The sequence below is a fragment of the Wandonia haliotis genome, assembly GCF_039523435.1.
Taxonomy (GTDB): Bacteria; Bacteroidota; Bacteroidia; order Flavobacteriales_D; family Crocinitomicaceae; genus Wandonia; species Wandonia haliotis.
Map to the genome: position 1 here is coordinate 771092 of NZ_BAAAFH010000003.1, position 13093 is coordinate 784184.

Genomic DNA, 13093 nt, shown 5'->3' on the forward strand with positions numbered 1-13093 from the left:
ACGTTCGTATAACTATACGAAAGAATAATATAGTGACCTTGGCTTTATGACCGATGAGGAGTTCATAAAAGCGCTCGGAAAATCAATAGCTAAAACCCGAAAATCTAAAGGAATGAGTCAACTTGACCTTTGTTCTGAGATTGGTATGGAGAAGCCAAACCTCTCAGCGATTGAGAATGGCAGAAAGAATATTGCATCGACAACTCTTCGTAAAATTGCTGACGGATTGAAGTGCGAAGTAGGTGACCTCTTCGAGTTTTATGCTATTAAAAAATGAGTACTTTTAGCTTATTGCTAATTAGCAAATAATCAATTATCTTGCTCGTGGCAAATAATGGTAAATTAAATGATTCATCACAAAGTATTCTCTATTGAACGATAAATAAAAATTCACTATATTTATTAGTAACATCAAGAATTATGGCAATTACCAGAGATATTATAAGAAATGTAAATTCGAAAATCTCCTCAAGAGGAATTAAACATACACGTTCAAATTCTTCAACAGGGATTAATATCGTAGTAAATCGAGGTAACGTCTCCTATTCAAAGGTTTTCTCAAGAGAGGAAATCAATGAAATTTACAAAGGAGCCCTAAAAGGTCATGGCTCAAAAAAAGTATAATGTAATTTACCATAAACTTGTTGATAGTGATACTGATTTAGTAGGTCACATCGCTTATTCTTTGTATAAGAGGCAAAAGCTTGAATACATTGAAAATTACAAAAAGGAAAACAGCAAGCCCCCTACTGATAAGGTTCTCGAAGATTTTCATAGAATGTCACTTGGAGATGTTTCAATTGAAAATCTAAAAGTTAGAGCAGAAGGTATCTTGCAGGAATTTACTGGAGGCGTGTTAGGTGAGGCACTTCAAAATGTCGAAGAAGATATACGAAGGAATCAGCAAAATATTCTTGCTGAAATCATCGAGCCACTGAAACCTGAAAATAAGTGGAAAACTTTCGGCCGAGGTGTACTACAGAGTATGTCAGGAGCCTTTGCGTTTGCCTTAATCGTAGCTGGAGTCTGGTTCATTAAGGGTAATCACCCACAATACACTGAACCACCTAAAACTCCGAATGAAACAGACTCAATGAGCGCTCCTTCAAGTTCTGTAGAAGATAGTACTCATCAACAACCAGTAGATTCTCATTGAGTCATAATTGAGTGTTCGGAATTCCTACGGAACACAGGGTCGAACAGAGGAACTATCTCAAGTTGTAGCTCAAAATATTCTTTACTACTCCTGCAATAAAAAAGGATTCGCTACTATCAATAGAAATTATTGGGTGCTTCTGAGAATTCAATGAGTAGAGCCCCACTCCACTTGCTCCCAAGATGAGTTTCTTTATCATTACCCTTTCATTATAAGAACAAACCACGAGGTCGTTATTTTCAGCACTATTCTGTCGCTTCGCTATTACCACGTCACCTTCATAAATTTTCGGCTCCATTGAATCTCCTTTCGCATCTACAATAAAAGCTTCGGATGCAGGGAATCGAAGAAGACTTGATGCAATTGGAATATATTCTTCTGGTGACTCATCGAGCAAAATGCCCTCAGGACCACATTGTGCATCCCCATACTTTCCCACGTATACGACAGATGCCTCAGGTTTATCGAGGACAACATAGTCTTTCGAATTATTCGGGTTACGCTTCAAATACCCCTTTTTCTCAAGCTGACGAAGGTGATGATATAATACTCCTGGGGAATCAATTCCAGCAGCAGTGCTTAGGTCTTTAATCGTAAGTGGGTTATCACTGTTTTCTTTCAGTAGTGTGAGGATTTCACTCTGTTTTGTATGCAGTGCTTTCATGCATCAAATATAGTTAATACTAAGTATAAATACTCAGTCTGTTAATAGAATGTTCATAACTAAAGTAGTAATATTCTATTTTTATTCTACTTTGTTTTTAGCTTTATTCCTGAATATCAAAATCATATAAAAAATGGCTTATTACTACGTCAACAAAAACGCACAAGCAAACGGTGACCACGAAGTACATAAAACTGGGTGTTCGTTCATGCCAAACTCTGAGAACAGAACTTACCTTGGAGAATTTGCCTCATGTAGACCTGCTGTTACAGCGGCAAAAAAAATCTATTCGAAAGCTGATGGATGCGCTTACTGCTCTCCAACATGTCATTCAAGTTGAGATTATGCTAATCAAAGACACCATTGATTTGCACAATGGAACCGAAGGAACCGAGCTCAACATCTTGAGCGTGGTTCCTTTGATTGTGCTTTGAAGGGTTGGTTTGGTACTATAGAAAGCGACCTATTCCAATATGAATTCAGAACAAGCGAAGAAATTGACGGAGATGAAGAATCTCCATAATGAAATTAAGAGGCAAGCTAAGGAATACCTCTGCTTTTGCTCTCATTGTGACCAAAAATCAATTGACTCTCATTCAATATCAGAATCCAGAGTTCTTGGGGCTTTGGTCAAGGATAGGTCCGAGAAATTATTTGTCTTGGAGGATGAATCCTCTCCTGATTATGAAATAGGCAAAATGTCCACTTTTCAGGCAAGAAATCGAAAACTAATTGAAAGACATATTGCTTCGGCATCAACGTTTAGAGGATTTTGTGGTCCACATGATACCGAGTTTTTTGAAGAACTTGATAGGAAGCTCTATCAAAATACTCTCAAGATAAATTTCCTTCATGCGTTGAGAGCATACGCCTATAAACTGTGCAAAGAAAAATGTGAGTTTCAGTTCATAGATGAAAAACTGTCCAATATTCTTGGAGAGAGCCTAAGGCTTTGGGATGATAAGGTCACTCCGCACATCTCACATTTAAAGGCAATTGTGAACAATTGTCCAGATGATGTTGAATTAACTTGGGAGCAAGCAGAGCCTATTATTAATGAGCACCTCAAGAAAATGGAAGGGTTTTCCGCTTTAGGGATAGACACTAATACTCCTGAATACATCAATGCCATTTCATTTCTGCCAACACAAGAAGCTGATTATCCTATTGAGATGCGAGAGCTCAAAAAGGTTCTGAGTTCGTCGTTGGACACTGCTGACAATTACATGGCAACTCTGAAATCTTCGGAACATTCAAAAGCCTTCGATACAATTACCGAATATGCCAGTGAAGTATTAAAGCACCAGGAGGATACGAAATATGAGTTAACGAAATGTTTGACCGAAGAGTTATATGATGAGTTTCTTACAGAAACGTTTTCTATTGAAGGAATACACAAAATAGCTGGCAACTTTATCTACTATACACCAAAAAATGAAGAAATAGTATTGACTTTCTTCCCAGAAGAGGAGACAAGTAAGACTTGGTTCATTTTTACAGCCTGGCAGCCTTCACAGACACAAAGAGTTTATCTGAGTAAATTGAAACTGATGGAGCCCATCAAATTCTCCCAATTTGTCTCAAACATTATTTTATCTCAAGGAACAAATACATATTTATCTGGAGAATTCTTTGAATCACTTCCAGATAAGCAGAAGACTATTCTCTCTCAGGTAAAGACTTTACAAGCATTTTTAAGTTTTGACCTATTTAATCGTCCATAGGTGCCAGGGAAGAATTGGTCGCACAGAAGGTGGGGTATTAAGGCTTTTGAATTTCCAGAAAATGGATACCGTTAATTTTTTTAAAACTATCTAATAAAGAGGCATGGGGAAAATATTACCAATTAAGCCCGAAGAGTCAGAGTCTATTGATGACCTTCGTAAAGCAATTAATCACAGATTTAAAGATTTGGATAAGCGATTTGATAGATATGAGCAACACTTTAATCAACTTCATTTAAAAATTGATGGGGTAAAAACTCTATTGGATACTGTTCACTCAGGCCTTATTCAACGCATCGGAAACGTTCAATCAGATACCAGCTCGTTAGAGTTAAAGGTCAGTTCTCTTGAATCCAGGTTTAATGAATTTGGAGAAAAGCTGGATAGAGTTCTGAAATGGGTTGAGGAGCAATCAGACAAAGGTAACGAGGATTAAGCATTCAGTCTTAACCTCTTTGACATCCACGAAATCTATAGTTAGTTCTAAAAAACAAAAAAGATGAATAAAGAATTTTTGACTCCCGACAATAATGAAATTATCTTCAGCCCTGGACCTGGGGAGGTGCTTATAAGAGGCGTTATCTCCATGAACTCGGTACAATTCAAGCTACCAGTAAACCTTTCACTCCAAATTGAAAGAAAGATTGATGGAATTGAGAAGACTGAAGAAATTCATATTAATAGCTACATCTCCCCTGATGACCACGACTTAAGTGCGGTTGAGTTTCCCCTTAAACATAGAGCCTATGACTCTTACATGAAATTGCCTATTGTTGACAATTCCGAACAAAAGGTCGACTTTAAAATAGATGTTCCTGTAAAATGGACCTCTCAGAGGTGATTGCCAGATAAGCCAGTGTCCTATTAATACTTATGGCTTTTCTCTTGATTTTACAACTACCATTGTTTAATGTTAACCTATGAATTATATTTATTTAGATTTAAACGTTTTCGACCGAATAGAAAAACGACAGCGGCTCAGCAAGGAAGAGGCAGAGCCTTTAGAATTGATTTATAAGTTAATCGAAAATGAAACTTTAGCGGCAGTTTACTCAAATGCACACATAAGTGATTTAGTTAGAGCTTATGAAAATAGCCCTTCAGGCGATACATCACAACTCAATGGACATATTGAGCATATTGGTGCTTTAACCAAAAATCTGTGCATGTGCCTTTATTGGAATGAAGTCGATGTGAAAGTTGAAACCAGAGACATTTTTGAGTTTTTTAATAGTTCACTCGAAGAATCAGAAAATGAATACTCATCATTTAGCGGTCTGTTTGACACAATTTCTGATTTAAGCGGACTGACCAATACCAATGAGCTCCAAGAACTCCAAGCACAAATTCCTGAACTATCCGAAGTAATGCTACCTGATGAATTTGAACAAATGTTCGAATACCCAATCTTTCAACAAATGTATCCCAAGGCATTTGAAACAAAAAGCATGGGCGCTTTTATGGATGATATGCTTACACTTGGTCAAAGAATGCAAGAAAACCCAGATATTTACAGAGACCTTAAGCGCTTAATGAATCCGAATAATATCAATGAGTTCGTTAAAGTTCTTCCTCCTGGAACCGAAATCAATAAAAAGGAACTCAAACAGTCTATGAAATCAATAGATATTGAGGCTGAGATGGAGAAACATACGCCAAGCACCAAAACAAGCAAGAACCCTCGCTATGATGAAATAACAACTCTTTATTCGAAAATAGACTTTAAAGGGTTTAAATCAGATTCTCATTTTATCAATATGATTGATGATGCGAACCACACATTTTATGGTGCTCACACAAATTATTTTATTACCCTCGACAAAAAATGTCACTACAAGGCAAAGGAAGTCTACAAAAAATTGAACATTGGAACCATGGTTTTTACTCCAAAGGAATTTCTAACCTATGTCAATTCATTACAAAAAAACGCTGAATAAAAAAGACCTCCAAGATTTCTCTCAGAGGTCAATTCTAATTATACGAAAGCCAAACTAAGAATGTTCTTTTTGAGACTTGCGTAATTAAGGGACAGACCCCTTTTTTATTCTTCAAATTTATAACCAACTCCCTTAACCGTTTTGATATATTCATCACCGATTTTTTCGCGAAGTTTCCGGATGTGAACATCAATGGTTCGGTCACCGACAACAATATCAGTTCCCCAAACTGACTCAAGAATAAAGTCCCGTTCAAAAACTTTTCCGGGTTTGGAGTGGAGTAATGCCAGTAATTCAAATTCTTTTTTTGGTAATTGTAATTCTTCTCCGTTCAGCAAGACTAGGTATCGTTCCCGGTCAATTACAAGCCCGTTTTGTGTTTCTTCTGTCTGATTAGAGGATTTTCTGCGTAGAATGGCATGCAACCTGCTGATCAGTACTTTGGGCTTTAGGGGTTTGGCGATGTAATCATCTGCCCCGGCTTCCAGTCCTGCTATCTGTGAATAATCTTCAGACCGGGCTGTCAGAAAACAAATCAGTATATCCTGTAACTCAGGAATAGCGCGGATGCGTTCACAAACTTCAATCCCATCCATATTCGGCATCATCACATCCAGTAAAATGATGTCGGGGCGAAACGAATTCGTCTTTTCTATTCCAATTTCACCGTTTTCTGCTGTTTCAACTTCAAAACCTTCTTTTTCCAGATTGTATTTTACTATCTCACGGATATCCTGCTCGTCGTCTACTATTAAGATCTTAGGCTTATTCATTCAGTGTTTCTTTTGGAAATAAAGATACAACATTCGGTTAAATTAGGCGTAAGAGATATTGCTTATCTGAGTTTTAACCAGGGTTTCTCTGATTTATGCTGCAAAACAGTTAAAACCGCAAAAAAGGAAATAAATAGTAGGGCTCCCACTATTGCCTGCCACCCGGTTAAAGTATTGCGGTAAAAAGTGATAATTCCGGTTCCTGTAATAGCACCGTAAAGAACCAAAGAATGCAGAATATAAATAGTGAGTGTATTCTTACCAATAAGCAACAAAGTCTGAGTAGAAGCCAAGACTTTTTCCAGGTACAAAAGGAAAAGAATAACGACTGTAAGCTGAAACATGACTTTCAGGGCATACAATTCATAAACAATCTCCCGAAGACCGGTCAGCGCCTGAAGATACTGGAGTAATTCTCCGGATAGAAAAAGGAAAATGCCTAGTATTGGAAGCAGCACAACAGGAATGAGTGCAAAACGAACGCGTGTGTGGAGTTGTCTGAAAAGAGCACCCAAAAAAGCGCCGTAAAGCAGATAAGCCGACCACGGAAAGACCGGGAAAACAGAATTAGGACCTTTAATGCTATTCTGTATAAGCTCCGGAGCGTTCGCAGGGATATAGCCTTCAGTGGTACTTACGACACCGCTCAGATAAAGCCAGCAAACAAGTGTCAAGGGATAAATAATGTACCACGGAACCCGAAGTAATTTTATAAAGACAACGAAAAGAACAATCAGTAACAATAACCCGGCTCCGATACTTTGTAAAACATGAAAGGAAAAAATATGCACACCCGGATTCCCATTAAGGTAATAGGAAATATTGGCAAAATTGAACTGAAGCAAATACCCGGCAATGAATAACAGGAACACTCTCTTGAGTCCTTTTCGCAAACGTTGATTTTCAAACAGCGGAAGTGCTTGTGTTTTTAGAAGAAGGAAATTAAAGACAAGTCCGGAGACAATAAAGAAAAGTGGAGCTGTATACCCGCGCAGCTCTTTCCAGTAGTGAAAGGTATCCGTTTCTGACACGCTGTTTTCATCCAGTGTTGCAGAGATAAAATGTCCCTGAAGCATCAACAACAAAGCAATTCCTCTCGACAGATCGAGGAACAGGAACCGCTTAGCGTCATCAGTACCAGAAGAAATTTGCACGTTTTTCTATTTTACCGGAGTGTATGAACAAATGTAGTGAAAATCAGGAAGCTGCTTTTGGAACAAAAAAGAACAAGAATTATTGATGAAACTGGAGTCTAAAAAAAGTAGTTTTTAGGGGTTTTAAAAAGCTGGTTTTCGATGGATTTGGGAATAGTGTGGATGAATAAAATATATCGTCTATTAAAACTGTAAATAAATGATAAACAATCGTATATAATTGTTTTCTTATAAAAAATAAATGCTAAAAAATTGTTAATTTCTTTGGAGGGAACGTATAAAGCCCTTATCTTTGTCACAGTAGTAGTAGGTTAGGTTGATTTGAACAAGAGCTCTGGACGCCCGTCTAGGCTCTTGTTCGCTTTTTAGGCAGTTTGTTATCTGATTATTTCCTGTGTTTCCAGTTTGTTACTTAAATGTAAGTCTCTGTCAATAAGTGTGATCTTGTACTTAATGGTATCATTGTCCGTTGAAAATGGATTATAATAGACCGGTTCTACAAGTACTTCCAGTATACCTTTGACTGGTTCGTCTTTCTCTGACGTAGTGAAAGGCTTTATGCGGTATTTGAATACAATCGTGTCTCCCTGAGGTGTTCTTCCCGGTTGCCACCCAGCTCCATCCTGTTTTTCCCAGTATTCGATATATAAGTTGTAGTGATAAAAAGAAGCAGGATCGTAAGGAGGAGCAACCTGATCATCCCTCAGACCGATATTCCCGTCCCCGTCAGTAAATTCAAGACTCAAACGTGCAGAATCTCCTGTTATGGTAAAACGGTCAAAAACAATAACCGGTTCAACCGGATACTCCTCTTTTTTAAAGCAAGCGGTTAAAACAAGAAAAAGAAATACGGGCAGAATATATTTGAATCTTTGTATCATAAACGTTCGAATACCTAAATTTACATAATCATTATGAATTGTATGCAAGATATTTCGGAAATACGGAAGAACCTGTGGGAGATTAGAAGTGAAGAGGAGTTTTGTCGAATAGCGCTTGATCTCTTTCATTTTCAGTATGACCATGTGCCTGTATATAAGGAGTTTTGTGATCAGTTGGGTAGATCGAATCCGAAAACGCTGGAAGAAATCCCTTTTTTACCTATTGAGTTTTTTAAGACGCAAAAGATTCTTACTTCCGGAAAGAAAGAAGAGTTGATCTTTAAGAGTAGCGGGACAACGGGGAGTATCCGGTCTCATCACTATGTTACCGATCTTTCTTTGTATGAAGAGAGTTTTATGCATTGCTTTGAGCAGTTTTTCGGAAAAGTTCAGGGGAAAGTGATCCTTGCTTTATTACCCAACTATCTGGAACAGGGAAACTCTTCATTGGTATATATGGTCGATTACCTGATCCGGGCTTCTGAAAATGAGCGTTCGGGATTTTTTCTGTACAATCATGAGGAACTACTGCGTGTAATCGAACAGGCAAAAAAAGCGGGAGAAGATGTCATTTTGTTTGGTGTATCCTATGCTTTATTGGATCTGGCCGAAAAGCGAATAAATCTGGAAGGTGTCCGAATTATAGAAACCGGTGGGATGAAAGGACGCCGCAAGGAAATGATAAAAGAAGAACTACACCGGGTGTTGTGTGAAGGATTAGGAGTAGAGACAATCTCTTCTGAATACGGTATGACGGAACTACTGTCACAGGCCTATTCGTTCAGAGATGGCGTATTTTCGCTACCTCCGTGGATGAAAGTTCGTATCCGGGACACAGAAGACCCTTTATCCTGGATGGAACAGGGGCGAACAGGAGGGATCTCAGTAATCGATCTTGCTAACATATATAGCTGTTCATTTATTCATACACAGGATTTAGGGAAAATTGTTGAGGGAGGCTTCCGGATCATGGGGCGTTTTGACAATAGTGATATTAGGGGATGTAATTTGCTCGTGAATAATTAAGGTACGATATTTGTATTTAACAAATCCAAAAGAGAAACAGATGAAAAGAATAGTGTTTTTGATGATGGTCGGAGTATTGACAGCTTCCTGTGCAACAAAAGTTCCGTATACGAACAAAATAAAAAATGAATACGAGCTCGATGAAAAGACAATCAAAAAAGTACAGTTTTTTACATCCAGTGAAATTATTCTTTACAGAGGTTCCAGTTCGGGTTCGAAAGGAACGCAAACAGGAGGGGTACTGGTCGAAAGTAGCCGAAGTAAGGAAGATCGGATCATTATTCCTCCCAGAACGAAATGTGTAGTCGAAAAATTTGGTCCGAATGATGAACTGTTTGTTCGGTTTGAATCCGGGTCAGGTAGGTACTTATCCTTCAAATACCGGGAAGGATCGGGCGGTAGATATTTCCTGAATGCTACCTGGAAGGATGGAAAGGGAGAACTACAATACGCCAATGAGTTGTATACAGCTTCGGGAGCCAGCGGGAATGCTTTCTTGTTGGTGCAGATGAAGCGACTGCACGAAACACAGCGACAGGATCGTATTGTGAAAGGCGTGAAAGTGAAATAAGACAATAAAACAGAGTAAAAACGAAAAGGGAGTGAGACCGTAAAGGAATACTCCCTTTTTTTATTCTTTGGTAATTATAAATTTCCACTCTTCTTCTGTAAGAATGCGTGTCAATCGTAAGTTCACTTTACCATTTGCACTCTTTACATGGACTTTTCCCATACCTTTGGCATACGTAGTAACACCAATGGTTTCTGTAACTTTCTCCTTTTTGTTTCGCAGATCTACCGCATAATACTTAATCGAATCGGTTACCTGAACCGTTTCTAGACGTTTATCATTCCAGGTGAAATTACCTTTTTCTTTTTGAAGTGACTTTTTGCTGTCCAGGTGAAAGACAATACTATCTGTCATGGATGGGAAAGTGGAGGAAAAGTGAGCTGTATCTCCAAAGAAAGGGAAGAAGATCGAATCCCGGATCTCCGAGCTGATGTAAAGTTTCCCGTTGCTAACGGTATGATTATTCACCTTTAGGTCACGATCATAACTGAATTGATAAGTTTCCAGTAATCGGAATGCCGAATTATAACGTTCAAGCCAAACTGTTTTTCCGTTAATCGTATCTTCTGTTGTGAAAACCCGTTCAAATACTTCGAACATCGGGTTAAGACTATCCTGGTATACGTAGATGAGCGGTTCATCTTGTACAGCATAGAAATAAGGGAAAAAGAAACTCTCTTCAAAATCTTCTTTCTGAGGAGTACATGAAATCACTAGCGTTAGTAGCGTAAACATTCCGATAATTCGCATACAGTATTTTATTTTGGATCAAAATTACAAACAAAACGATTTCAAAATAAGAAAGGCCGTCAATATCATGACAGCCTTTCATTATCTTTTCAGGAAATAGTTAGTCGATAGAGCCAACTACACGTTTCATGAACTCATTTAAAGCTTCTTTTTTCGGCTTTCCTGCGGCAATTTCACGATGAACTTCTACTGCTCCCGAAAAGTTGGACAACAACTCGCCGATTACATCCAGTTCCTCGTCTTTAATACCGGGTGCATCAATCAGAAACTCCAGTGTTTCCATCGTTTCATTTACATAGTCTTCATCATTCTGCTCGATGAATTCAACCATGTGTTTAATTATTGGCAACCTCATTGACTACTTCTTGAATGATTTCTACTTTGTTACCTTGGTTTTGTTTTACCAGATTACCGTCGATAAAACCGGCAAATGTTGGCAAATTCGAAACCTCGGCAAACTTTCTTGAGTTGGGCAGCTTTTCTGCGTCAACATAGACAAACTCAATATCCGGATGCGATTCGGCCAACTTTTTGAATTTTGGCTTGGTAATTTTACAATTTCCGCACCATCCGGCACCGTACTGTACCATTACTTTCTTATTTGTTGAAAGTACCTGATCCAGCGTATCTTCAGTTAATTCGGTAAACATAATTTTAAGGTCTTAGTGTGTTTTCAAATAATCAGCTACACCATCGCGGGTTGCGCTCATAGCCTCTTTTCCTTCTTCCCAGTTAGCAGGACAAACTTCACCGTTTTTCTGAACGTGTGTGAATGCATCTACCAAACGTAGGTACTCGTTTACATTTCTTCCTAACGGCATGTGGTTAATTGATTCGTGGAATACAGTTCCTTCTTCATCAATAAGGTAAGTAGCACGGTATGTTACGTTATCACCACCGCTTCCGTTCTCATCAAACAAGTCAAAGTCAAGGATATCAAGCTCCATTGCCAATTGACGAGTAGAATCAGCTAACAAAGGAAATTTAACTCCTTCGATTCCACCGTTGTCTTTTGCTGTGTTCAACCATGCAAAGTGTACTTCTGCAGTATCGCAAGAAGCTCCGATAATCATTGTGTTACGCTTCTCAAACTCAGCTGCAGCTTCCTGGAAAGCATGGATCTCAGTTGGACAAACGAAAGTGAAGTCTTTCGGATACCAGAAAAGAAGCACTTTTTTCTTGTTGTCAACCGCTTGTTTGAAAACGTCAACTTTAAATGTGTCTCCCATTTCGTCCATCGCATTTACTTCAATTGATGGAAATTTTTTTCCTACAAAACTCATAATTTACTTTTTATTTACGTGTTACTTATTTACAGCTAATTTAACCATTACAATCAAATGGACAGCTTAAATTCTCTGCTCTTTTAATTGTTCAGGACAAAGATAGATAAGAAAGGAGTATAGAGTGTATCAATTTTATTTATAGATCAATTGAAAAAAGCTATATCCTGTTGTTTGAGTAAAAGAAAAATGCCCTGTAGCAATACAGGGCATTTATAAGAATCCTATCAATAAGTGATTTATTCGGTGATTTCCTGTTTGACAACCTGAAGAATTTCGTAGGTGTTAACATCGTACACATAAATCAGAAAATGTAAATTGTCAAAAGCTATCCCTTCAGGAAGACCGTAGGAATAGTTTTCAAGAACTTTTTCTCCGGCGCCCAATTCAGCAGTTTTCAAAGGACGTCCCCATTCCTGACCATCAATACTTCCAAGATGTTTGTTTTCGTGCAAGTAATCAGGGTTGTCAGAATTATCCGGCATTTTTTGCCAGTCTGTTTCTTCGTTTTTAACAACATATACAACAAGGTTGGTTTCAATACTTTCTTGCGTTAGTTTTTCTACCTCAATATGCAGGTAGCCACCATTCGTAGAAGAATAATAATTAAAAACAGATTGAATATTAAACTTGAGGTCTGCATCATTTAAAATTTCGGAAGTACGGGTACTCCAGGAGCTTTGCAAATCAAACATTTTGTTTTCATAAATAGCTCTGTTTACTGTTCCTTGCGGGTTACCGAAGAAATTAAAACCGTTTTGGAAGGTAAGACCATAGGCGAGACCTTCGGCATTGGTATGATCTGTATAATACTTACTTGCCCCCGGTGTAAAATTCTGGAATGCCGTCATTCCTCCTGGTCCGGCATGAATGCCAACGGAGAAAACCCGGGTAGGATTGGCTGCTTCAAGATTATGAGCCGTTGTTGCGGCATTGGGACAATTGTTGCAGGTATGACCTGTATAATCTTCTATCAGAACATTGCGTAGTGTGTTACTGTTTGGAGTAAACTCCGGCCACTCGTTTGCCTCGTAGTCAGACCACTCTCCCGGATAATAAGAAGGGTCGAGGTCAGTTGCGATAGCCGGATGATAGGCGTTTTCTACTTTGTCACAGGAAGAAAGCCCTGAGACAAGTGGTAGAGCAAGGATAAAAAAACAAATCTTTTTCATAC

At 38.4% G+C, this 13093-nt stretch carries 17 protein-coding genes; 8 read left to right on the plus strand and 9 right to left on the minus strand.

Going from position 1 to position 13093, the window contains the following annotated elements:
- Positions 1 to 46: 46 nt before the first annotated feature.
- Entirely contained in the window at positions 47 to 277 is a 231-nt protein-coding gene (locus ABDZ97_RS04075; protein WP_343785285.1) for a helix-turn-helix domain-containing protein, read from the plus strand.
- 327 nt (positions 278 to 604) lie between these two features.
- Positions 605 to 1156, plus strand: coding sequence for a hypothetical protein (locus ABDZ97_RS04080; RefSeq protein WP_343785286.1), 552 nt, complete (start codon positions 605 to 607; stop codon positions 1154 to 1156).
- A gap of 52 nt (positions 1157 to 1208) precedes the next feature.
- On the opposite strand, the gene ABDZ97_RS04085 is transcribed toward ABDZ97_RS04080, so the two are convergent.
- Positions 1209 to 1820: a LexA family protein gene (locus ABDZ97_RS04085; RefSeq protein ID WP_343785287.1), complete on the minus strand. Its 612-nt coding sequence runs from the start codon at positions 1818 to 1820 to the stop codon at positions 1209 to 1211.
- A 473-nt stretch (positions 1821 to 2293) separates the two neighbouring features.
- Here ABDZ97_RS04085 and ABDZ97_RS04090 point away from each other — a divergent pair, with 473 nt between their 5' ends.
- The 4 genes from ABDZ97_RS04090 (at position 2294) to ABDZ97_RS04105 (ending at position 5481) form a co-directional block, all read left to right on the plus strand.
- A complete protein-coding gene (locus ABDZ97_RS04090; RefSeq protein WP_343785288.1) occupies positions 2294 to 3544 on the plus strand; it encodes a hypothetical protein in 1251 nt (416 codons plus the stop codon).
- A gap of 103 nt (positions 3545 to 3647) precedes the next feature.
- Positions 3648 to 3980 carry a hypothetical protein gene (locus ABDZ97_RS04095; RefSeq protein ID WP_343785289.1) on the plus strand — a complete coding sequence of 111 codons (333 nt, stop codon included), beginning with the start codon at positions 3648 to 3650 and terminating at the stop codon, positions 3978 to 3980.
- 63 nt (positions 3981 to 4043) lie between these two features.
- The gene (locus tag ABDZ97_RS04100) at positions 4044 to 4385 is read left to right on the plus strand and encodes a hypothetical protein (protein WP_343785290.1); all 342 of its coding nucleotides are present in this window, start codon (positions 4044 to 4046) and stop codon (positions 4383 to 4385) included.
- 79 nt (positions 4386 to 4464) lie between these two features.
- Positions 4465 to 5481 carry a hypothetical protein gene (locus tag ABDZ97_RS04105; protein WP_343785291.1) on the plus strand — a complete coding sequence of 339 codons (1017 nt, stop codon included), beginning with the start codon at positions 4465 to 4467 and terminating at the stop codon, positions 5479 to 5481.
- A 104-nt stretch (positions 5482 to 5585) separates the two neighbouring features.
- On the opposite strand, the gene ABDZ97_RS04110 is transcribed toward ABDZ97_RS04105, so the two are convergent.
- The 3 genes from ABDZ97_RS04110 to ABDZ97_RS04120 all read right to left on the minus strand — a co-directional run bounded on the left by ABDZ97_RS04110 (position 5586) and on the right by ABDZ97_RS04120 (position 8289).
- Positions 5586 to 6254, minus strand: a complete 669-nt coding sequence (locus ABDZ97_RS04110; RefSeq protein WP_343785292.1) for a response regulator transcription factor — start codon at positions 6252 to 6254, stop codon at positions 5586 to 5588.
- A gap of 62 nt (positions 6255 to 6316) precedes the next feature.
- Positions 6317 to 7408 (minus strand): heparan-alpha-glucosaminide N-acetyltransferase domain-containing protein, encoded by a 1092-nt coding sequence (locus tag ABDZ97_RS04115; RefSeq protein WP_343785293.1) that lies wholly within the window; start codon positions 7406 to 7408, stop codon positions 6317 to 6319.
- A gap of 377 nt (positions 7409 to 7785) precedes the next feature.
- Entirely contained in the window at positions 7786 to 8289 is a 504-nt protein-coding gene (locus ABDZ97_RS04120) for a hypothetical protein (protein ID WP_343785294.1), read from the minus strand.
- Between the two features lie 42 nt (positions 8290 to 8331).
- Between ABDZ97_RS04120 and ABDZ97_RS04125 the strand changes: the two genes are divergently transcribed.
- Positions 8332 to 9315: a LuxE/PaaK family acyltransferase gene (locus tag ABDZ97_RS04125; protein ID WP_343785295.1), complete on the plus strand. Its 984-nt coding sequence runs from the start codon at positions 8332 to 8334 to the stop codon at positions 9313 to 9315.
- A gap of 40 nt (positions 9316 to 9355) precedes the next feature.
- Positions 9356 to 9886 carry a hypothetical protein gene (locus ABDZ97_RS04130; protein ID WP_343785296.1) on the plus strand — a complete coding sequence of 177 codons (531 nt, stop codon included), beginning with the start codon at positions 9356 to 9358 and terminating at the stop codon, positions 9884 to 9886.
- Between the two features lie 60 nt (positions 9887 to 9946).
- On the opposite strand, the gene ABDZ97_RS04135 is transcribed toward ABDZ97_RS04130, so the two are convergent.
- From ABDZ97_RS04135 to ABDZ97_RS04155, 5 genes are all read right to left on the minus strand, one after another.
- Entirely contained in the window at positions 9947 to 10636 is a 690-nt protein-coding gene (locus tag ABDZ97_RS04135) for a hypothetical protein (RefSeq protein WP_343785297.1), read from the minus strand.
- Between the two features lie 100 nt (positions 10637 to 10736).
- Complete coding sequence (locus ABDZ97_RS04140) at positions 10737 to 10991, minus strand: DUF6952 family protein (RefSeq protein ID WP_343785298.1); 255 nt, start codon at positions 10989 to 10991, stop codon at positions 10737 to 10739.
- Entirely contained in the window at positions 10972 to 11286 is a 315-nt protein-coding gene (locus ABDZ97_RS04145; RefSeq protein WP_343785299.1) for a thioredoxin family protein, read from the minus strand. The genes ABDZ97_RS04140 and ABDZ97_RS04145 overlap by 20 nt, the downstream gene beginning before the upstream one ends.
- A gap of 12 nt (positions 11287 to 11298) precedes the next feature.
- Positions 11299 to 11919 (minus strand): peroxiredoxin, encoded by a 621-nt coding sequence (locus ABDZ97_RS04150; protein WP_343785300.1) that lies wholly within the window; start codon positions 11917 to 11919, stop codon positions 11299 to 11301.
- 239 nt (positions 11920 to 12158) lie between these two features.
- Complete coding sequence (locus ABDZ97_RS04155; RefSeq protein ID WP_343785301.1) at positions 12159 to 13091, minus strand: Omp28-related outer membrane protein; 933 nt, start codon at positions 13089 to 13091, stop codon at positions 12159 to 12161.
- Positions 13092 to 13093 lie beyond the last annotated feature (2 nt).

What these genes read in the sequence shown, in the direction of transcription:
- ABDZ97_RS04075 (WP_343785285.1), top strand. Translation starts at nt 47, where the DNA reads ATGACCGATGAGGAGTTCATAAAAGCGCTCGGAAAATCAATAGCTAAA.
- ABDZ97_RS04120 (WP_343785294.1), bottom strand. Translation starts at nt 8,289, where the DNA reads ATGATACAAAGATTCAAATATATTCTGCCCGTATTTCTTTTTCTTGTT.
- ABDZ97_RS04145 (WP_343785299.1), bottom strand. Translation starts at nt 11,286, where the DNA reads ATGTTTACCGAATTAACTGAAGATACGCTGGATCAGGTACTTTCAACA.
- ABDZ97_RS04130 (WP_343785296.1), top strand. Translation starts at nt 9,356, where the DNA reads ATGAAAAGAATAGTGTTTTTGATGATGGTCGGAGTATTGACAGCTTCC.
- ABDZ97_RS04105 (WP_343785291.1), top strand. Translation starts at nt 4,465, where the DNA reads ATGAATTATATTTATTTAGATTTAAACGTTTTCGACCGAATAGAAAAA.
- ABDZ97_RS04155 (WP_343785301.1), bottom strand. Translation starts at nt 13,091, where the DNA reads ATGAAAAAGATTTGTTTTTTTATCCTTGCTCTACCACTTGTCTCAGGG.
- ABDZ97_RS04100 (WP_343785290.1), top strand. Translation starts at nt 4,044, where the DNA reads ATGAATAAAGAATTTTTGACTCCCGACAATAATGAAATTATCTTCAGC.
- ABDZ97_RS04090 (WP_343785288.1), top strand. Translation starts at nt 2,294, where the DNA reads ATGAATTCAGAACAAGCGAAGAAATTGACGGAGATGAAGAATCTCCAT.
- ABDZ97_RS04085 (WP_343785287.1), bottom strand. Translation starts at nt 1,820, where the DNA reads ATGAAAGCACTGCATACAAAACAGAGTGAAATCCTCACACTACTGAAA.
- ABDZ97_RS04140 (WP_343785298.1), bottom strand. Translation starts at nt 10,991, where the DNA reads ATGAGGTTGCCAATAATTAAACACATGGTTGAATTCATCGAGCAGAAT.
- ABDZ97_RS04110 (WP_343785292.1), bottom strand. Translation starts at nt 6,254, where the DNA reads ATGAATAAGCCTAAGATCTTAATAGTAGACGACGAGCAGGATATCCGT.
- ABDZ97_RS04150 (WP_343785300.1), bottom strand. Translation starts at nt 11,919, where the DNA reads ATGAGTTTTGTAGGAAAAAAATTTCCATCAATTGAAGTAAATGCGATG.
- ABDZ97_RS04135 (WP_343785297.1), bottom strand. Translation starts at nt 10,636, where the DNA reads ATGCGAATTATCGGAATGTTTACGCTACTAACGCTAGTGATTTCATGT.
- ABDZ97_RS04080 (WP_343785286.1), top strand. Translation starts at nt 605, where the DNA reads ATGGCTCAAAAAAAGTATAATGTAATTTACCATAAACTTGTTGATAGT.
- ABDZ97_RS04125 (WP_343785295.1), top strand. Translation starts at nt 8,332, where the DNA reads ATGCAAGATATTTCGGAAATACGGAAGAACCTGTGGGAGATTAGAAGT.
- ABDZ97_RS04095 (WP_343785289.1), top strand. Translation starts at nt 3,648, where the DNA reads ATGGGGAAAATATTACCAATTAAGCCCGAAGAGTCAGAGTCTATTGAT.